The following is an 18,465-nucleotide window of genomic DNA, read 5'->3' as shown; positions in this document are numbered from 1 at the left end:
AGCCTTCCTTCCCATAATGCTAACCGAACAGTCGTCGAAGCTTATGTATAAATGAGTTCGTTTTCTTGGTGGCGGTAGTGTCATGTCCAAGTAAATAGTTTGAAGCAATGTCTTGGACAGCACGACTTACATGACTGTTGGGAAACCTTAAAACAAATGGAGTTTGTTCCATTACAGCTAACGTCACATTCTTATCGTCAGGCAACGACCCCAAGTGAGAAAGGCTTCTGTTCAAGAATTTTTGAGAAACAGATTGTAGCCTTACAGCAGTATTCATGGCATGTTTTGCACTTATTGCACGATTGACAACCAATTGAAAAGGTATTTTTTGATCGTGGTTGTGGATAAATTTCATGGCAGAGTAAGCATCTGTCATGGCGGTAGGTTCGCATGTTGAAATCAGGATTATTTCGTTACAGGATAAAATCAATTGTAAACTTTCACTTGTAATGCCTGCTCCCATATCAAAAATAATGTAATCATATTGAATGGACAACCGTTGAAGCTGAGAGAGAAAATGATTTCTTTTTTGTTCATCAAAATGAAAAATATCTTTTAAGCCGGAACCGCCGGCAATATAAGATAATCCTTCTGGACCTTTTTGAACAATCTCTTCTAAAGATAAGTTCCGTTCAAAAAGGTGCAGAATGCTGTATCTTTGAGTAACTCCCAGTAGAATGTCAATATTGGCCATCCCTATATCCATATCAAAAAGTAAAACATTATAGCCTTTTTTTTGCAGGGATAAGGAGAAGTTCAATGAGAAATTCGACTTGCCGACCCCACCTTTTCCGCTCATCACCGCAACGGCCCTTGCTTCTTGTCTTAAAGTGGCGTCTTCTTGCGAACTTTCCTTTGATTTTTTCACTTGTTCCCTTAAAGCTCTTGCCTGATCATTCATTCCCCAATTTCCTCCATGATCGTGCGAACCATCAGTTCTTTCGTGAACGGGATAAGGTCCTCAGGAACATTTTGGCCATCTGTTACAAACGCAGCACCTTTTTGATATGTTCTGGATATCTCATACATCGAACTAATCGAGGTTGTTTCATCTTTTTTAGTAAAAATAAATTGATGGATCCCCACATTCCAAAACTGATCCGCTATTTTCTTCATATCAGACATTTTGGAAGTAAGGGATAAAACCAAGAATGTCGTCATTTCTTCTTTAAAATCCAGTACTTCTTTCAATTCTTCGACAAAACGCTCGTTTAAAAAATTTCTTCCAGCTGTATCGATGAAGACGACATCCAAATGGGATAGCTTGGTTTTAGCTGCTAAAAAGTCCTCGGCAGAATAACACACCTCAATGGGCGCTTCTAGAATGCTAGCGTATGTTTTTAATTGTTCAATTGCTGCGATACGATAAGTATCTGTAGTAATGAAACCGATAGATTTGCCTTTTTTAAGGGAGGCATTGGCAGCAAGCTTGGCCAATGTTGTTGTTTTACCGACTCCTGTTGGGCCTACTAGACAGATAAACTTTTTTTTGTAAGGATCTTGATCAAAAGATACCTCTTCCAAAGACTGAAGCACTTCCGTTTCCAAAAGCTTCAACAAAGATTTATCGGTCATTGTTTTGTTTTCCAACCATTTTTCATAAATGGTTTCCATCAATTCTTCCACATGGAGGGAGCTAATTTCACTTTGTAAGAGCCTTTCTTCCAAATGGAAGAAGAAATCCGGCAGCAATGGGTCCCTCTGCTTTTCTTGCGTTAGGCTTTTCATCATTTTCTTCATTTCTTGTATACTGTCAAAAAGTTTATCTTTCTCTACCCTTGATACTGCTGGAGTAGAGAGTGTTTGCTTGAAATCTTCAATCCCCTCAGGTTGAATAGGGGGATTTTTTGTTTTCAGCGTTTGGTTAGACGGGTCTTCATCCACTGCTGCTATCACTTCCACTCCCTTTTTGGAAAGGAGTCCGAAAAATCTTGATGTTTTAACTGCTTTGGAATTAAGGATGACCGCATCATCTCCCAATTCAAGTCGGACCAGTTGCATAGCCTGTTGCATATTCTCGGCCTTATATTTTTTCACTTTCATCCTTCCACATTCACCACCCCGATACTTTGTACTTCAATGCTTGCTTCCAATTCGTTATAAGAAAGAACAGGTACTTGCGGTAAATATCGATCTAACATTTGTTTCACATACATCCTGACAGCCGGGGAGCATAAAAGGATCGGTGATTGCTCGTAAACAGAAAACTGTTCCATCTGCTCGCCCACTTTTTGGACAATTTCCATCGATACATTTGGATCAAGGGATAAAAAGTTTCCATGTTCTGTTTGTTGAATGTGATCAGCAATCAGTTTTTCCACCCTGCCTGCCAATGTAACGACCTTAAACGTCTCATTTCCAACTGCATATTGATTGGTTATCTGTTTACTTAGTGCTTGTCTTACATACTCTGTCAGAAGGTCGGTGTCTGCTGACATCTTCCCGTAGTCTGCCAATGTTTCAAAAATAATAGGCAGATTCCTAATCGACACGTTTTCTTTTAGAAGTTTGGCAAGGACTTTTTGAACATCCCCAATGGAAAGTGGCGATGGTGTTACCTCTTCCACTAATATCGGCGTGCTTTCTTTCAAATGATCGACAAGCTGTTTTGTTTCTTGCCTACCAAGAAGCTCGTAGGCATGTTGTTTCATTTTTTCTGTAATATGTGTTGACACAACAGAAGGAGGATCTACAACGGTATAGCCATACATTTCTGCTTCATCCTTCATATCCTCGCTTATCCATTTTGCAGGAAGACCAAAGGAAGGTTCTATCGTATCAATACCTTCAATGCTGTCCTCATCCATTCCCGGGCTCATTGCAAGATAATGATCAAGCAACAGCTCGCCTTTTGCGACTTCATTTCCTTTTATTTTCAAACGGTATTCGTTGGGTTGCAGCTGAATATTATCCCTGATGCGAACAACTGGTATGACTAATCCAAGTTCAAGTGCTAGTTGGCGTCTTATCATGACTATCCTATCCAGCAAGTCTCCCCCTTGCTTGGAGTCTGCCAATGGAATCAGTCCATAGCCGAATTCAAATTCAACCGGGTCGACAGATAAAAGGTTGACCACACTGTCTGGACTCCTTAATTCATCTGTCACTACTTCCTCTTCCGTTTCCTCTTCCACGACAATGTCTGCTTTTTGCTTTTTGCTTATCATATATCCACCTACAATGATAAGAGATGCAATTGGTGCCGTTAACAATGGACCAATCGGAGTGGCAATTCCAAGAAGTAGAATGGTAATTCCAGCCACATAAAGCATCTGCGGATAGGCAAACAACTGTCTCGTAATATCTCCACCAAGATTCCCCTCTGATGCCGCCCTTGTAACAACGATACCTGTAGCAGTTGCTATCAGCAGAGCAGGAATCTGCGATACAATTCCATCCCCAACCGTTAGAAGCGTAAACTTCTGAGCAGATTCAGCAAAACTCAATCCCATTTGTGCCATCCCGATAACAATACCGAAGATAACATTGATGAACACGATGATAATCCCTGCTATGGCGTCACCTTTCACAAACTTACTGGCTCCGTCCATCGCTCCGTAAAAGTCCGCTTCTTTTGCTATTTTTTCACGTCTCTCTTTTGCAACCTGTTCAGAAATCATTCCTGCGTTTAAGTCTGCATCAATACTCATTTGTTTCCCTGGCATTGCATCCAATGTAAAACGTGCAGCCACCTCTGAGACACGTTCTGCACCTTTCGTAATAACAACAAACTGTATAACCACCAAAATGATAAATACAACAAGTCCAACGACCACATTGCCACCTACCACAAATGTTCCAAACGTTTCTACAACAGTACCCGCAGTACCTTCACTCAGAATGGATCTTGTCGTAGAAACGTTTAGACCTAACCTGTACAGTGTTAGTAATAAAAGCAAGGACGGAAATATGGAGAATTGCAAAGGCTCTTGTATATTCATGGTTGTTAATAGAACGATCAGAGCAAGGGAGATATTAATAATGATAAAAATACTTAGCATCCATGGGTAAAAAGGAATAATTAACATGGCAATAATCAGAATGACACTAAGTAATACGGATAAATCTCTAGCTGACATAGACTTCTATCTCTCCTTTTCTTTCGACCATCATTTCACTTGATTTTGTAACCGGTAAACATATGCCAGAATCTCCGCAACCGCTTGAAAGAACTCTTCGGGAATGGCATCTCCTATTTCGGCCTGGCTATAAAGAGACCTTGCCAGCGGTTTATTTTCCACTGTAACAATGTTATGCTCTTTTGCTTTCTCTTTAATCTTCTTAGCGACATAATCCACGCCTTTAGCAAGCACGATCGGCGCATCACCTTTTGATTCATCGTATTTCAATGCAATCGCATAATGGGTTGGATTTGTAATGATGACATCTGCCTGAGGAACGTCCTGCATCATCCTCTGCATCGCCATTTCCCTTTGTTTTTGCTTGATTTTTGATTTAATCAGCGGATCACCTTCCGCTTTCTTGTACTCATCCTTTACATCATGCTTGGACATTCGGATGTTTTTTTCATAATCATACTTTTGATATAAATAATCGAAAATGGATAAAAACAGTAATGCTCCTCCTGCAAATAGCCCCATTCTCACTGTCAAGGTCCCTAAGAAGGCAAACGCTTCATGTAAATTCTTTTGCGATAGAATCAGCACTTCCTCTAAACTCATCCACAAAATAGAAAAAGTGATAACCCCTACAAAAACAATTTTAAGCATGGACTTAACAAATTCGACTATGGCTCGAACGGAATAAATCCGTTTGAATCCTTGTATTGGATCTAGCTTATTGAGTTTCATATGTATCGCTTCTGTCGAGAATAATGGACCTACTTGGAGATAATTTGCTATGACTGCTCCAAGGACAGCAGCAAGCATAATTGGTCCGACGATCCAGATCAATTGCATGATCAACTCCAGAAATATCATATGAACTTTTTGGACAGTCACTTCCTCGAGCAGATAAACGCGGAAGGAATGCTCAAACAGCTTTAAGATCTCTACCTTCATCCAAGGGCCGATAGCAAACAGACATAAGAAAACTGCAATTAATACAAAGGAAGTGTTCACATCTGCGCTTTTGGCAACCTGTCCTTTTTTCCTTGTATCCTGCTTCTTTTTCGGTGTAGCTTTCTCCGTCTTTTCACCACTGAAATACTGCAGGTCTAACCTAACCCAATTTGTCATCTAGATACCTCCAAGCAATTCCATTAAGCCTCTCATGGTATAAAGCATGAGTTCAAAGAGTTTATAAAACAGTGTGAAAAGGATGGTGAGAGAAAATATGATCGTAATAAAACTAACCCCTATCTTCAATGGAAGACCAACCACAAAAACATTAAGCTGCGGAACCGTCCTAGCGACGATCCCCAATGCCACATCAACTAAAAATAGTACCCCGACTATCGGGATGGCAAGTTGCAGTGCTATGACAAACATGGTGTTGATTGTCCTTAGCACAAACTCAAATACTTGTGCTTCCCCAAGTGGTATCCAAGCTTGAGTGACCGCTATCAGTTCGTAGCTGTAAAAAATACCATCCATCATTAAGTGGTGCCCGTTAACAGCTAAAAGAAGCAGTAAGGCGAATGTATAGAAGAATTGGCCCATGATGGGACTCTGTATGCCTGTTTGCGGATCAATGACATTGGCAATCGCAAAGCCCATTTGAAAGTCAATGAATCCGCCTGCTATTTGAATGGCAGTTAAAACCATATATGCGACTAGACCTATCAGCAACCCTACCATTAACTCTTTTATGACCAACAAAATATATGTGCCATCAATCCCTATGATCGGGAGGTCCAACGAAAAGGACATAACAAGTGCAAAGAAAAAACCAAGACCCACTTTAAAAGTGGAAGGTACATTCCGATAAGAAAAGAGTGGCAGGGTAACAAAAAATGCAGTCACTCTTGTCAAAACCAATAAAAATGCTGGAAAATAGTTCACCCATTCTAGCATGGGACTAACTCACATACCGGTGAATATTATTGAAGATTTCCAAAGCATAGGAAAGCATGTTGGACAGCATCCACGGACCAAAAACAACCAATCCCACCAATACCGCTACAATTTTCGGTATAAATGCCAGGGTTTGCTCTTGGATCTGGGTGGTTGCTTGAAAGATACTTACAATTAAGCCCACGACCAAAGCCAATATCAGAAGAGGTGCGCTAATTAATAGAATAGTATATACTCCTCGTTCTGCCATAGATATTACAAATTCCGGGCTCATTTTTACACCTCATTCAAAATGTTTGCAATAAAGATTTCACAATTAAATACCAACCATCCACAAGGACGAACAATAAAATCTTGAACGGCAAGGAAATCATAACAGGCGGCAACATCATCATCCCCATACTCATCAAAACACTTGCAACAACCATGTCAATGACAAGGAAGGGAATAAAGATCATAAAACCAATCTGAAAGGCGGTTTTCAATTCACTGATGGCAAACGCCGGGACAAGAACGGTAAGAGGTATATCTTCAATACTTTCAGGTCTTTCCATTCCTGCATAATCGATAAATAAAGCCAGGTCCTTTTGCCTCGTATGTTTGCTCATGAATTCCTTTAAAGGGATGCTCGCTTTTTCATATGCCTCATCAAGGGTAATTTCTTCATTGAAAAGAGGCTGTAATGCCTGATCGTTCACTTGTGAAAATGTTGGTGCCATAATAAAAAAAGTTAAAAACAATGCAAGGCCGATAAGTACTTGGTTTGGCGGCATCGATTGGGTGGCAAGTGATGTCCGGACAAACGATAATACAATAATTATCCTCGTAAAACTTGTCATCAAAATAAGTATCGCCGGTGCTAAAGAGAAAACAGTAAGTAATAATAATAGCTGTACGGATGTGGAGACAGTCGACGCTTCATTTCCACTAAACAGTTCCATGAATTCCGTCATTGCCCATACTCCTTTTTATCATCCATTTCAGTCAACTTCTTTTTCCGATCTTTAGATAATTGACCTAATTGATCTTGTAAAAGAGATGAAAAGCTTGATTTGCTTTTTGTTTTCTTCATTCCTTTGACCTTTTCCACCATACTTGACAGCTTATCGGAATTGATTGTCATATTCTCTGAACGGTCCCTGTAGGACTGAATCAGTTGTTCACGTTCTTGTTCATCTGTTATTTCTTTCAGCAGATTGATGGAGTCTCCCACCCCAACAACCAACACACTGTTTCCAACTTTCACAAGTTGAAGAGATTTGTTGTTTCCGAGGTTCGTCCCACCAATATTTTCAACCGAACGTCCGCTATCAAACTTGTTTCTGCTATTGATTAGTTTTAAGGCTCCATAAAGCAAAGCCAATACAAAGAGCAGGGCGAATATCATCTTAATAAAATCAAATATAGAAACAGATGGCGGCTTTTGCTCCAGCATTTCCTGTTCATCTAAAGAAGGAGCGTTCAAGTCTCCTTCTGATTGATCAGTTTGTGGCTTTTGGTCTTGTATTTGGTTATATACACTGTTTTTCAGACCTTCTTTCTCATTTGCAAAGCCTGTTATCGGCAGCAAAAAAAGAAAAGCCACAACTAGTAAACTACGTAAAATCTTGTTGGCATACAAAACAGACACCTCTATGAAAGAGTTTTGTGGATAGCTTCAATCACTCGATCCGCCTGGAAAGGTTTTACGATGAAGTCTTTCGCACCCGCCTGGATTGCATCAATAACCATTGCTTGCTGCCCCATTGCAGAACACATGATGACTTTTGCATTCGGATTGATCGCTTTGATTTCTTTAAGGGCAGTGATTCCGTCCATTTCAGGCATGGTGATATCCATTGTAACTAGATCTGGGTGGTGTTCTTTGTATTTTTCCACCGCTTGCACGCCATCCGCTGCTTCACCAACAACGTCATAGCCGTTTTTCGTCAGGATATCCTTTATCATCATTCTCATAAATGCCGCGTCATCAACAATTAAAATTCTTTTACTCATGTTATTTCCTCCTAGGATCTATCGAAGTTTTCTGATTCTATCTGTTTGACTTACAATATCTGTTACTCTTACTCCAAAACTCTCATCTATCACTACCACTTCACCTTGAGCGATAAGTTTATTATTGACAAGAATATCCACCGGTTCCCCTGCAAGCTTATCCAGTTCAATAATGGAGCCCGTTGACAATTCAAGGATGTCTTTGACAGAACGCTTCGTTCTTCCTAGTTCCACCGTAACCTGAAGAGGTATATCCAAGAGCATATTTAAGTTATTAGGTTCAGATTCTTCCACCGTTGTTGTCTCAAAACTTGAGAACACTGCAGGTTGCACATTAACTGCTTGCTGCGGTCTTGGTGCAGGATTGCTAGGCCTTTCATGCCCGCCTGCATAAGCATGTTCTCTTATTGGAGTTTCTGTCATCGAACGCTCTTCTTCCCTATGATAATAATCTGCAGTGGAAGCCGTTTGTGCTTGATTCCGTTGTTCATAGGAAGGTTCACTTACTTGACTTGTTGGTGTTTCTGTTTCTTGGATAACTTCTGAAGCTTGACTGGTTTCATCATCGCGGTGCAGAAGCTCCTCCACTAATTTCTTTGCAAAGGGATAGGGAAGTATTTGCATGATGGATGAGTCAATCAATTTTCCGATTTTAATGGAAAATGCCACCTTGATCAGTAGTTCATCTTCCGGCATTTCCACCGTTCCATCTCCTGCTTTAAAATCGATTAACATAACAGAAGGTGGTGAAATATCAATCTTTTTTGCGAACACAGTCGACATCGAGGTAGCGGCAGAACCCATCATCTGATTCATTGCTTCATGGACGGCACTCAGGTGAATTTCATCAAATTCACTTTGAGGGCTTTCCCCTGTTCCTCCAAGCATCAGATTTGCAATGATGGCAGCATCCTTTTGTTCGACTACTAGTATGTTAGAACCAGAAAAACCTTCTGTGTAACTCACTCTTATTGCTACATAAGGATCTGGAAATTCACTTTCCAGCCTGCTTTTCTCTACCAAAGTGACCTTTGGTGTTGTAATTTGAACTTTTTGATTCAATAAAGTGGATAAAGCGGTTGCGGAACTGCCAAACGATATATTGCCAATTTCGCCAAGCGCATCCTGCTCCATTGTAGATAGATATTCTTCAATATTAAGATCAACAAAGAGGGGTTCTTCATTGTTGTTATCTGTACCTCGAAGCAACGCATCTATCTCGTCTTGAGATAACATTCCATCACTCATCATCCTCGTATCCCTCCTTGATTTTTTCTAAAATCTGTACGGCCATATTTTTCTTTACCTGACCGACCTGTCCATAAAAACTAGGTTTATTATCCACTTTGACAATTATGGGCTCATCTATTTTCTGTTGTAATGGAAGGACATCGCCAATCGTTATATTCAACAGATCTGAAAAAGATATTTCTGAGTGCCCCAATTCAGTCGTAACCGTTAATGCAGTTGCCCGGATTGCTTTTTCAAGAGTTGCTATCTCATGATCCTGCCTCACTTTGTTTTTCTCTTCCATCCAATAGTGAGCAGATAATTTTGGAATGACCGGTTCTAAAACCACATGCGGAATACATATATTGATCATCCCTGTTACTTCCCCAATGGTAATATTCATGGAAATGACTATTACTGTTTCATTCGGAGAAACTAATTGAAGAAACTGCGGGTTCACTTCTAAATCTGAAAGAAACGGTTGAATGTCCGCTATCGTATCCCATGCTTCGCCGAAATTCTCAATGGCTCCCTCAAAAAGCGTTGTCATAAGCTTTGTTTCTATTTCTGTTAAGCTGTCCACTTTATTAACGCCCGTTCCCTTGCCTCCAAGTTGCCTGTCAAGCATTGCATACGCAATCGTTGGGTTTATTTCAAGAACTACCCTTCCTTCAAGCGGTGCCACTTCAAATACATTCAGAATGGTCATTTTAGGTATCGAACGAATGAATTCTTCATATGGCAGTTGATCTACAGATGCAACACTGATTTGTATGTAGGTACGCAGTTGAGCAGAAAAATAGGTCGTTAACAATCTAGCAAAGTTTTCATGTATTCTTGTTAAATTTCTGATTTGATCTTTGGAAAACCGAAGCGCCCTTTTAAAGTCATAAACTTTAACTTTTTTCTCCTGATTTTCCTTCTTTAGCTCCTCGGCGTTCATTTCCCCTGTCGATAGGGCAGAAAGAAGCGCATCGATTTCACTTTGTGACATCACTTCTGTCGACATATCCACCACCTCCTAATTTACATGGATCTCTTGGGTGATTAATTTTGAAGAAGAAAGGAGGTTGTATAGACTTTCACGATTTCTCCGTCCTGCATCACTTCATTGATTTTTTGTTGAATTTCCTCTTCAAGTTGCGTCAGACCTTTTCCACCTTCAAAATCAGAAGCAGTCTTGCTGGCAATTTGGTGTATCACGATGTTTTGAACCTGGAAATCTCTTTTCAATAGTTCTTCCGTCGCTTTTTTACTATCTGTTTGGACTTTCATCTTTAAACGTACATAGCCCCCGCTTTGCAGGTTCGTTGTCATTTCATCAAAATCAACGGAGTATTTTATGATTTCATCAATGGTGGGCTCATCAGTTGATTCATCCGCATAGAATTTATCCACAGTAACCAATGCGATTACTCCTATAAGTGATATTCCAAGAAGGATAATGATCATGATATTAAGTAACTTATTGCCAAACATCTTTTTTACCCTCCAAATGTGTTCCATGATGCATATGAGCGAAGAACTCTTTGCAATGCAGGACCACTTCTTCCATTCTTTCTTTGACTAACACCTTTTTACCATTATTTAAGGTAATCATCGTATCAGGTGTTTCCTCTACCTGCTCAATCAACCAAACATTGAGCGCAAAAGGCCTTCCATTGAGCTTTGTTAGCTTTATCATTTCAGTCGGGCTAAGTTATTTCAACTCAGCCCTTCCCCCTTTATCGCTTCAGATTGACAAGCTCTTGAAGAATTTCATCTGATGTCGTGATGATTCTCGTGTTCGCTTGGAACCCTCTTTGAGCCGTGATCATCTCCGTAAATTCCTCAGATAAGTCCACATTGGACATTTCGAGTGTGCCGGAAATAATAGATGCAGCGCCGTCGTCACCAGGTCTGAACATCTCCTCGAGTTGAATACCATCTCCGTTTTTATCCATTGTCCCTGAGTTGTTGGATTGCTGGAATAAATTTTCTCCAATTCTTTCTAGACCAGCATCATTCGGGAACTTTGCTAACATTAACTGCCCAGCAACTTTTAACTCCCCAAATTGATCGATAAAGTTCACTTTACCATCACCTGAGATACTGAAGCTTCTTGCGTTAGGCGGAATCTGAATTAGACCAGGACTGCCGCTTAACGAATCTGTCCATGTAGGTTGTTGGACCATTTCAGCTTTGGCGATGAAGTTTTCGAAAGTTTTAAATGCTGTGTCTAGGCTTGTCTTTACAGATTGAGCATAGCTTACGAGATTTGAAAGGTCGTTGACATTGGCTGTTGCTCCGTTAGGTATCGGGATAGTAGGGGCCTGGACAACAGGGTCAATCATTCTGTAAGCTATTTCACCAGTTTCACCTATAAAACTATCAATGCCGTTGTTCATGTTTTGGGCTGAAGTCGTGAATGCCGTTCTTTGATTCACATAAATATCTGTATTGAAATCATTAAATTGGGTTGCTGCATTATTCCTTGCTGTTTCTGCTGCTGTCGCAGCTGCCGCAAGTTGAGGATCATTTCCGCCTGATTCCAGATTTGCTTTCTCAGCATCCTCAAAAGTCCGTTGAGCCTCCAAGAACTTCATGGCAAGGTCAAGGAATTTGTTGGTGTCATTTCTGAAGTCTCTGTATTCATCGAAGAATATTTCACCAGAATTCAAGGCAGCGTTGGACGCTTCCATGATTTGGTCATTTGGAATTCTCTTTTCCCCTGTTTCTCCAATCATGTACATTCCATTTGAGTTCACGATGTATCCGTTATTATCAAGGTAGAAGTTACCTGATCTTGTGTAGTTCATGGCTACCGCATTATTAATGGCACCACCTAATATCTTGTTATCACCATAGTTGGTGTCACTATCAACATTCACTCTTGTAACATCTGCAATGGAGGCTACTGCGAAGAATCCATCTCCGGATAAGGCTAAATCAAGTGGTCTTGCAGTAGTTTGCAGAGACCCTTGAGTTTGGATGGTATCAATCGAACTAATCATAGATCCTAGACCGATTTGCTTCGCATTAACTCCACCTTTACCTGCTGCTGGTCCGCTTGCACCTGACAGTTGTTGGACCATCATCTCTTGAAAAGTCGCTCTTCCTTTTTTAAAACCATACGTATTGACATTTGCAATATTGTTACCAATCACATCTAATTTAGTTTGAAAGTTTCTTAGTGCTCCGATACTTGAATACATGGAACGTAACATTCTTTTTTCCCCCTTATTTTGCTTTCTGTTCTACCACTATTTATTGTGTAATTTGGCGGATGGCTTCTAACGGTATCTTTTTATCTGACAGGCGTTCATCTGTAACTGTGAGATGAATTTTTCCATCCTTGGTAAGTACGGAGTTAACCAAGACGTTTTCAAAGGATTCTTCCCCTAAAGTGATGGAAACTTTCTTTCCAATAAGGTGACTTGCTGATAGTAGGGAGGCATTTCCACCTTGAGAAATCTCTCCAGACTGATTCACCTTTGTAATTTGCTCTACAGTGATGTCACTTCCATCGTCCATGATAAGTCTCGCCTTTCCATCTTGCATGGAGATACTTGTGACCGTGCCGTTCTTCATTTCGACAAATGGTTCGTCTTCCACCATATACGTGTGTTGCCACGTAAGTTCTGAGCCTAGATACTGTTGCAGGGAGAGTACGTTCATTTTATTCTGGGTGTCTATAAATCCTTCCATGCTCTTATTCAAGTTCGCCATTTGTTCAAGAGAAGAGAAATTTGCCATTTGGGCAATGAATTCTCTGTCTTCCATCGGATTTAATGGATCCTGATTTTGTAATTGGGCAATTAGGAGACGCAGAAAGTCGTCCTTTCCCATCACATTGTTCTGATTAGATGATTCCACCGGACGGTTCTGAATGTAAAGATCAGATGAAATTGTATTTGTCATGTTCTCTCACCTTCAGGGATTATTATTTCTAACTCTTCTAAAAGGACATCTTCAAAAGATTGATCTGAATCGTCTTGTTGCTTGTCCTGCTTAAAGGATTGCTTTGCTTGAGCATTTTCTTCATTTGTTCCTTTATGCTGTTGTGTGAACTTTTGCTCTTGATCTAAAAACACAATTTCAATCTTATCCACATTCGCATTCGCCTGAGCAAGAGTCTGTTTCAAATTGGCAATACCGCTTTCAAGAAGCGATGCAGCGGACTTGGAATGGACAACAAGTTTAGTGACTAAGCCGTTTTGCGTTTCCTGCAATTTTATATGTAATGTTCCAAGATGATCGGGAGCCAACCTGATGGTCATGGACTGATTACCGTTAACTAGCCTTGTAGTTGTTTTAGACAGGATACCTTCAAGCTTTTGCATCAATTGTTCTCGCGCAACCTCATTTGTAGTAGTATCCACTACCCATTGAATCGTCGTTTGTTTTGGTTGTTGCAACAAATTCATCGTAACGGGACCGTTTTGTAGAAACGTTTCATTATTTGGCACAAAAGCGGTTTTTGTTGAAGGCGAATCAGATGTTGATGATTGATTGGGAAGTTGCGTTGCTCTTACTAACTGTTCTACCTTTCCAATCTTGATATCTATAGCCTTTAAAAGATCTTTAATGTTTGACTGTTCTTTTGTCGTTGGTTGTTGCAAATCTACCTTTTCATCCACTGTCGTAATATAACTTTTCATAAACATCATCACTCTTTCTGATAGCTGAGTGAATGGTTGTATCAACTGCTTATCGACCTTCCCTTGCATGTTGCCGTCTAGGTTTGAGAGGAGGGATATCATCGCCATCACATCCTCTAATAAATGGAAGTATTCTTCTGGGAGCTCTTTATTGTCAGATGAATCTGTCTGCATGTTTTGCCATTCTTGAAGTTCATTAAGCATGGTAAGCTGCAATGTCATGATGTCATCGAATTCTTCCATTAATTTCTCCACCGCAACATTTTCTTCTTCTGCCATCTCACTATTAGGCTGAGAAAGTGACAACATGGCAGAAAGGAGACTTTCAGACAAGATAGAACGGAAACTGCCCGACTCATTTTCGGTTAGTTGCTCTGACTTTTTCACTCCGTCTAAAGACATTTTCTTGCTTGTACCGACGGAAGCAGAAGCTTCACCTGTTACAAAAAAGTTCACTTCTTTCATTCCTTTCTAAAAACCTATTCATTATCGGCTAGTAGTTCCGTAAATCTAGCTGCCTGTTCTGGCTCTATCTGTCCTAATATTGAAGCAGTTTTGGAAGTGCTTAATTCATTTAAGATCAGGAGTGCCATCTCTTCATCCAATTCCATCATGATTTGAGCAGCCTTTTTGGTGGACATTCCTTCATATAGCTTGGCCAACTCTTTGGTTGAGGATTTTATTTCTTGTTGTTGTTTCTCTAAATCTTCTATTTTACTATTCGCCTCTTCTAGACTTGCAACAAGCTTAGTGATCTCCCTTTCCTTTTCACTAACTTGCCTTTCTAAAAGAATGATTTCTTGTGAATTTGTACTCTCATTTTGTTTGGAAGATGACGCTTCATCTTCTTCCTCTTTTTTTTCTTCATTTGTAATCATTTCTTCGTTGGCAGGGAGAAAAGATTGGGCAACTTCAAATACATTTTTCCCTTCATACGTCAGATAGCCCAGTACAATGACAAGAGTGAAAAGAAGCGGAATGATAAACAAGTACAAAAGCTTTTGCAAGAATGTATATTTTTCTTCTACTTCTTCTGTTTGTTTTTCTTTTTTCATTTTTTATTCACCTATTCGTGTGTTGCGAATATTGAAGAATGGAGAGTTCGTCTATAAATGTTGCCTCCACTTTAAGATCATTCTGCTTCCAATAAAGTTTTTCTTTGTTATCCAACACTTCATATTTTTTACATTCAACCGATTGTTCTTTTAGTTTTTCTTCTTTCAAATTCATGAACGCTCTCGCATGGCTTACTTTTTTTTGTTGGTGAAGCAAGTTTTTTTCCAAGTTCCCCATGAAAAATTGCTGCTGTTTAAGTGTTTCTATTGGTATTCCATTTTGGAGACTAACTTGCAAAACTTCATCTAATTGCTCTTTCTTCTTTAATAATTCATATAAGGTTTGGCCTTCTGTTTCAAACTGTGAAATTGCCGTTTGATACTCTGAACTTGCCTGATCTTTTTCGGCTTTTTTCACCACCAACAGCTTTTCTAAACGGCCTCTTCTAACAGTCATGCCTACCACCTACTTCATTAAGTTTGTTAGTTCTTTCTTTGTATCAGCAAACTTCCAGCTATCATCTACTTCTTGTTTTAAATAGTTTATGATGGCCGGGTAGGATTGAATGGCATCATCAATTTCTCTGGAGCTTCCGCGCTTATAAGCCCCAATGTTGATAAGGTCTTCTGCTTGGTAATATTTCGAAAGCTTTTCCCTCAAGGATTCCGCAGCTCTTTTATGTTCAGTATCAACGATATGGTTCATGACTCGACTGACACTTTTTAACACGTTAATTGCCGGGTATTGCCCTTTATTTGCAAGATCTCTATCTAAAACAAAATGACCGTCAAGTATCCCGCGAACTGTATCAGCTATTGGCTCATTCATGTCATCCCCATCCACTAGCACTGTATAGAAGGCAGTGATGGACCCATGTTGGTTAGTGCCGGTTCTTTCCAACAACTTAGGGAGCATGGAAAATACGCTAGGAGTATACCCTTTGGTCGTTGGCGGTTCTCCCACTGCCAAGCCAACCTCTCTTTGCGCCATTGCCACCCTTGTCACTGAATCCATCATGAGCATGACATTATAGCCCATATCTCGGAAATACTCCGAAATCGCCGTTGCTGTATATGCCCCTTTTATCCGCATTAGAGCCGGTTGATCGGATGTTGCAACAATAACGATGGATCGTTTTAATCCTTCAGGACCAAGGTCACGTTCCAAGAAATCTCGAACCTCTCTGCCTCGTTCACCTATAAGTGCTATCACATTAATATCTGCATGGGTGTTTCGTGCAATCATCCCAAGAAGTGTACTTTTCCCGACTCCGCTACCTGCAAAGATTCCGACCCTCTGCCCTTTGCCAACTGTAAGCAGGCCGTCAATGACTTTCACTCCCACTTCCAACTCTTCTGCAATAGATGGTCGCGTCATAGGATTTGGTGGTGCTTGGTCTGTAGGGTACTTACCTAAGCCGACAGGTAATTCCTCCTCTTGATCCAGCGGTTTGCCCAATGCATCAAGTACCTTACCCCTTAACTCTTCACCGATTCTAATTTCTAAAGGGTTATTTGTCGCCTCCACCATACAACCTGGTCCAATATCCTGGATATCTGTAAATGGCATTAAGATAACGTGATCATCTCTGAAGCCGACAACCTCTGCTTGTACGATTCTTTTTTTCTTTTTATTAATGATGATATTGCATACATCCCCGATGGAGCTTTCTGGCCCCTTAGACTCAATCATAAGTCCTATAACCCTTTTTACTTTTCCATAGCGTCTGTACGGATTCATTGTGTCAATTTCTTGCAGTAATTGTTCAATTGTCAACATGGTTACAACTCCGCTCTTACAAGTTGTAAAAGATGTTCTTTCATTTCCTTCAATTGAGTATCTATAGAAACATCGATTCTGCCTGCAGTTGAATCAATCCAGCAGCCGTTGTCTTCTAACTCCCCGTCAGGATAGATAATAAGTTCAAACTGGCTATTGATGATATTTTGCAAAACCTGTTTATTCATCATAAGAGTTGGGTATTGATTAGGACTTACATAAATTTTTATTTCTTCTTTTTCTTTTACTTCTTTAAGAGCTGTTTGAACCAACTGCGTAAAAGTAGAAGGATCTGAATCCAAGGAAGACCCAATAATCTTTTCCGCCACTTTTACACTAAGCAGGACGATGGACTCCACTGAACTGTCAAGTTTTTCATTATAATGTAATTTGGCAAGCTCAATCATTTGGTTAGCTTCGTTAAGTTTCTCTTCATATGATGCTTGCGCCTGCTTTTCACCTGCTTGATATCCTTGATGATGACCTTCATCATATGCATTTTTCATCCAAGACTCTTTCTCTGACTCCCAGGCTTTCTTATCTTCCTCAATCGCCTTTGCAGCTTTTTGTCTTTCTAAGGATGCTCGTTCTATAATATCGGCGGCCTCACGATTTGCCTTTTCAATGGCATGATTAATGGATTCTATACTATGACCAAGTACTGTTTCTTTTTTCGCATCCGTTTGTTTCTTGTTGAAAATGGGAGCAACTTTTATAGAAATAGATTCTGAATATCCTTCTTTTAGAGAAAAAGATTTTATTAACTTAGACAATGATGTCATCTCCTCCGCCACGAGCAATGACAATTTCTCCTGCTTCTTCAAGCTTTCTAATGATTCCTACGATTCTAGATTGAGACTCTTCCACATCCTTCAAGCGAACAGGGCCCATGTATTCCATATCGTCTTTCATGGTTTCTACCATTCGTTTAGACATATTCTTAAATACAATCTCTTTGACCTCTTCACTCGCAACCTTCAGTGCAAGCATCATATCTTCATTTTCCACGTCACGAATCACTCGCTGAATTGCCATATTATCGAGCGTCACAATGTCTTCAAATACAAACATGCGTTTCTTGATTTCTTCTGCCAATTCCGGGTCTTGAATTTCCAAGGAGTCAAGGATGGTTCTTTCTGTACTTCTGTCCACCTGATTTAACACTTCGACCACAGAATCTATTCCGCCTGTGTTTGTATAATCCCGAGTAACGGTAGTAGAAAGCTTTCGTTCCAGGATTTGCTCTACCTCATTAATGATCTCAGGTGAGGTACTGTCCATGACTGCAATCCTCTTTGCAATATCCGCCTGTAATTCTTGCGGTAACTCTGATAATATTTGACCGGACTTGGTCGGTTCCAAGTAGGATAAGACAAGTGCAATCGTTTGTGGGTGTTCGTTTTGAATAAAATTTAGAATTTGTGAAGCATCCGCTTTTCTTGCAAAGTCAAATGGCTTAACTTGCAATGAAGAGGTAAGCCTAGTGATTATGGCTGTTGCCTGGTCTTTCCCCAAAGCTTTCTCTAAAACGGTTTTGGCGTATCCAATTCCGCCTTGAGAGATATAATCTTGAGCAAGGGCGATCTGGTGAAACTCCTCCAGAATATCCTCCTTGATATGAGAATCGACTGTACGAACGCCACTGATTTCAAGTGTTAATTTCTCGATTTCTTCTTCTGATAAGTGCTTGTAAACGGAAGCCGAAACATCCGGACCAAGCGAGATCAATAAGATGGCTGCCTTTTGCTTATTTGAAAAGGATTTTGCCTGCGTTGCTTTTGCCATATTCG

Annotated in this window: 21 protein-coding genes; all 21 read right to left on the bottom strand. The window is 40.2% G+C overall.

What is annotated here, in order from left to right:
• Window positions 1–19: 19 nt before the first annotated feature.
• The 21 genes from K7887_RS09720 to fliG are packed head-to-tail and all read right to left on the bottom strand — an operon-like array spanning window position 20 to window position 18,460.
• On the bottom strand, window positions 20–901 hold the full coding sequence (locus K7887_RS09720) for a MinD/ParA family protein (RefSeq protein ID WP_223493337.1): 882 nt from the start codon (window positions 899–901) through the stop codon (window positions 20–22).
• Complete coding sequence (gene flhF / locus K7887_RS09715) at window positions 898–2,037, bottom strand: flagellar biosynthesis GTPase FlhF (RefSeq protein ID WP_263290344.1); 1,140 nt, start codon at window positions 2,035–2,037, stop codon at window positions 898–900. The genes K7887_RS09720 and flhF overlap by 4 nt, the downstream gene beginning before the upstream one ends.
• A gap of 2 nt (window positions 2,038–2,039) precedes the next feature.
• Window positions 2,040–4,079 (bottom strand): flagellar biosynthesis protein FlhA, encoded by a 2,040-nt coding sequence (flhA, locus tag K7887_RS09710; protein WP_223493335.1) that lies wholly within the window; start codon window positions 4,077–4,079, stop codon window positions 2,040–2,042.
• Window positions 4,080–4,109: 30 nt separating this feature from the next.
• A complete protein-coding gene (flhB, locus tag K7887_RS09705; protein WP_223493334.1) occupies window positions 4,110–5,198 on the bottom strand; it encodes a flagellar biosynthesis protein FlhB in 1,089 nt (362 codons plus the stop codon).
• Window positions 5,199–5,975 (bottom strand): flagellar biosynthetic protein FliR, encoded by a 777-nt coding sequence (gene fliR, locus K7887_RS09700; RefSeq protein WP_223493333.1) that lies wholly within the window; start codon window positions 5,973–5,975, stop codon window positions 5,199–5,201.
• Window positions 5,976–5,979: 4 nt separating this feature from the next.
• Window positions 5,980–6,249, bottom strand: a complete 270-nt coding sequence (fliQ, locus tag K7887_RS09695) for a flagellar biosynthesis protein FliQ (protein WP_010193366.1) — start codon at window positions 6,247–6,249, stop codon at window positions 5,980–5,982.
• Window positions 6,250–6,262: 13 nt separating this feature from the next.
• A complete protein-coding gene (gene fliP, locus K7887_RS09690) occupies window positions 6,263–6,928 on the bottom strand; it encodes a flagellar type III secretion system pore protein FliP (protein WP_148986495.1) in 666 nt (221 codons plus the stop codon).
• On the bottom strand, window positions 6,925–7,596 hold the full coding sequence (locus K7887_RS09685; RefSeq protein WP_223493332.1) for a flagellar biosynthetic protein FliO: 672 nt from the start codon (window positions 7,594–7,596) through the stop codon (window positions 6,925–6,927). Before K7887_RS09685 ends, fliP begins: the two co-directional genes overlap by 4 nt.
• Window positions 7,597–7,607: 11 nt before the next feature.
• Complete coding sequence (locus tag K7887_RS09680; RefSeq protein ID WP_010193369.1) at window positions 7,608–7,970, bottom strand: response regulator; 363 nt, start codon at window positions 7,968–7,970, stop codon at window positions 7,608–7,610.
• A gap of 18 nt (window positions 7,971–7,988) precedes the next feature.
• On the bottom strand, window positions 7,989–9,221 hold the full coding sequence (fliY, locus tag K7887_RS09675; protein ID WP_223493331.1) for a flagellar motor switch phosphatase FliY: 1,233 nt from the start codon (window positions 9,219–9,221) through the stop codon (window positions 7,989–7,991).
• Window positions 9,211–10,209 carry a flagellar motor switch protein FliM gene (gene fliM, locus K7887_RS09670; protein ID WP_010193371.1) on the bottom strand — a complete coding sequence of 333 codons (999 nt, stop codon included), beginning with the start codon at window positions 10,207–10,209 and terminating at the stop codon, window positions 9,211–9,213. The genes fliY and fliM overlap by 11 nt, the downstream gene beginning before the upstream one ends.
• Before the next feature lie 38 nt (window positions 10,210–10,247).
• Entirely contained in the window at window positions 10,248–10,679 is a 432-nt protein-coding gene (fliL, locus tag K7887_RS09665) for a flagellar basal body-associated protein FliL (RefSeq protein WP_223493330.1), read from the bottom strand.
• The gene (locus K7887_RS09660; protein WP_223493329.1) at window positions 10,666–10,884 is read right to left on the bottom strand and encodes a flagellar FlbD family protein; all 219 of its coding nucleotides are present in this window, start codon (window positions 10,882–10,884) and stop codon (window positions 10,666–10,668) included. Before K7887_RS09660 ends, fliL begins: the two co-directional genes overlap by 14 nt.
• Window positions 10,885–10,924: 40 nt before the next feature.
• Window positions 10,925–12,406, bottom strand: a complete 1,482-nt coding sequence (locus tag K7887_RS09655; protein WP_223493328.1) for a flagellar hook-basal body complex protein — start codon at window positions 12,404–12,406, stop codon at window positions 10,925–10,927.
• Between the two features lie 40 nt (window positions 12,407–12,446).
• Window positions 12,447–13,100: a flagellar hook assembly protein FlgD gene (gene flgD / locus K7887_RS09650; RefSeq protein WP_223493327.1), complete on the bottom strand. Its 654-nt coding sequence runs from the start codon at window positions 13,098–13,100 to the stop codon at window positions 12,447–12,449.
• The gene (locus tag K7887_RS09645; RefSeq protein ID WP_223493326.1) at window positions 13,097–14,305 is read right to left on the bottom strand and encodes a flagellar hook-length control protein FliK; all 1,209 of its coding nucleotides are present in this window, start codon (window positions 14,303–14,305) and stop codon (window positions 13,097–13,099) included. The genes flgD and K7887_RS09645 overlap by 4 nt, the downstream gene beginning before the upstream one ends.
• Window positions 14,306–14,319: 14 nt before the next feature.
• Window positions 14,320–14,895 (bottom strand): MotE family protein, encoded by a 576-nt coding sequence (locus K7887_RS09640; RefSeq protein WP_223493325.1) that lies wholly within the window; start codon window positions 14,893–14,895, stop codon window positions 14,320–14,322.
• Between the two features lie 7 nt (window positions 14,896–14,902).
• Window positions 14,903–15,352 carry a flagellar export protein FliJ gene (gene fliJ / locus K7887_RS09635; protein WP_223493324.1) on the bottom strand — a complete coding sequence of 150 codons (450 nt, stop codon included), beginning with the start codon at window positions 15,350–15,352 and terminating at the stop codon, window positions 14,903–14,905.
• A gap of 9 nt (window positions 15,353–15,361) precedes the next feature.
• On the bottom strand, window positions 15,362–16,675 hold the full coding sequence (fliI, locus tag K7887_RS09630; protein ID WP_399209557.1) for a flagellar protein export ATPase FliI: 1,314 nt from the start codon (window positions 16,673–16,675) through the stop codon (window positions 15,362–15,364).
• Between the two features lie 2 nt (window positions 16,676–16,677).
• Window positions 16,678–17,448 carry a flagellar assembly protein FliH gene (gene fliH, locus K7887_RS09625; RefSeq protein ID WP_223493323.1) on the bottom strand — a complete coding sequence of 257 codons (771 nt, stop codon included), beginning with the start codon at window positions 17,446–17,448 and terminating at the stop codon, window positions 16,678–16,680.
• A complete protein-coding gene (fliG, locus tag K7887_RS09620; protein ID WP_223493322.1) occupies window positions 17,441–18,460 on the bottom strand; it encodes a flagellar motor switch protein FliG in 1,020 nt (339 codons plus the stop codon). Before fliG ends, fliH begins: the two co-directional genes overlap by 8 nt.
• Between the last annotated feature and the right edge of the window lie 5 nt (window positions 18,461–18,465).

Source organism: Sutcliffiella horikoshii, from assembly GCF_019931755.1.
Classification (GTDB): Bacteria; Bacillota; Bacilli; order Bacillales; family Bacillaceae_I; genus Sutcliffiella_A; species Sutcliffiella_A horikoshii_E.
The sequence above is the reverse complement of the archived record's forward strand: the minus strand, read 5'-3'. Positions and strand labels throughout refer to the sequence as shown.

Coding starts and splice junctions, on each gene's coding strand:
- fliI (WP_399209557.1), bottom strand. CDS start 16,675: ATGTTGACAATTGAACAATTACTGCAAGAAATTGACACAATGAATCCG.
- K7887_RS09645 (WP_223493326.1), bottom strand. CDS start 14,305: ATGAAAGAAGTGAACTTTTTTGTAACAGGTGAAGCTTCTGCTTCCGTC.
- flgD (WP_223493327.1), bottom strand. CDS start 13,100: ATGACAAATACAATTTCATCTGATCTTTACATTCAGAACCGTCCGGTG.
- flhA (WP_223493335.1), bottom strand. CDS start 4,079: ATGTCAGCTAGAGATTTATCCGTATTACTTAGTGTCATTCTGATTATT.
- K7887_RS09680 (WP_010193369.1), bottom strand. CDS start 7,970: ATGAGTAAAAGAATTTTAATTGTTGATGACGCGGCATTTATGAGAATG.
- fliY (WP_223493331.1), bottom strand. CDS start 9,221: ATGATGAGTGATGGAATGTTATCTCAAGACGAGATAGATGCGTTGCTT.
- fliM (WP_010193371.1), bottom strand. CDS start 10,209: ATGTCGACAGAAGTGATGTCACAAAGTGAAATCGATGCGCTTCTTTCT.
- fliG (WP_223493322.1), bottom strand. CDS start 18,460: ATGGCAAAAGCAACGCAGGCAAAATCCTTTTCAAATAAGCAAAAGGCA.
- fliJ (WP_223493324.1), bottom strand. CDS start 15,352: ATGACTGTTAGAAGAGGCCGTTTAGAAAAGCTGTTGGTGGTGAAAAAA.
- K7887_RS09640 (WP_223493325.1), bottom strand. CDS start 14,895: ATGAAAAAAGAAAAACAAACAGAAGAAGTAGAAGAAAAATATACATTC.
- fliQ (WP_010193366.1), bottom strand. CDS start 6,249: ATGAGCCCGGAATTTGTAATATCTATGGCAGAACGAGGAGTATATACT.
- flhB (WP_223493334.1), bottom strand. CDS start 5,198: ATGACAAATTGGGTTAGGTTAGACCTGCAGTATTTCAGTGGTGAAAAG.
- K7887_RS09660 (WP_223493329.1), bottom strand. CDS start 10,884: ATGATAAAGCTAACAAAGCTCAATGGAAGGCCTTTTGCGCTCAATGTT.
- K7887_RS09720 (WP_223493337.1), bottom strand. CDS start 901: ATGAATGATCAGGCAAGAGCTTTAAGGGAACAAGTGAAAAAATCAAAG.
- fliR (WP_223493333.1), bottom strand. CDS start 5,975: ATGCTAGAATGGGTGAACTATTTTCCAGCATTTTTATTGGTTTTGACA.
- fliP (WP_148986495.1), bottom strand. CDS start 6,928: ATGACGGAATTCATGGAACTGTTTAGTGGAAATGAAGCGTCGACTGTC.
- fliL (WP_223493330.1), bottom strand. CDS start 10,679: ATGTTTGGCAATAAGTTACTTAATATCATGATCATTATCCTTCTTGGA.
- K7887_RS09655 (WP_223493328.1), bottom strand. CDS start 12,406: ATGTTACGTTCCATGTATTCAAGTATCGGAGCACTAAGAAACTTTCAA.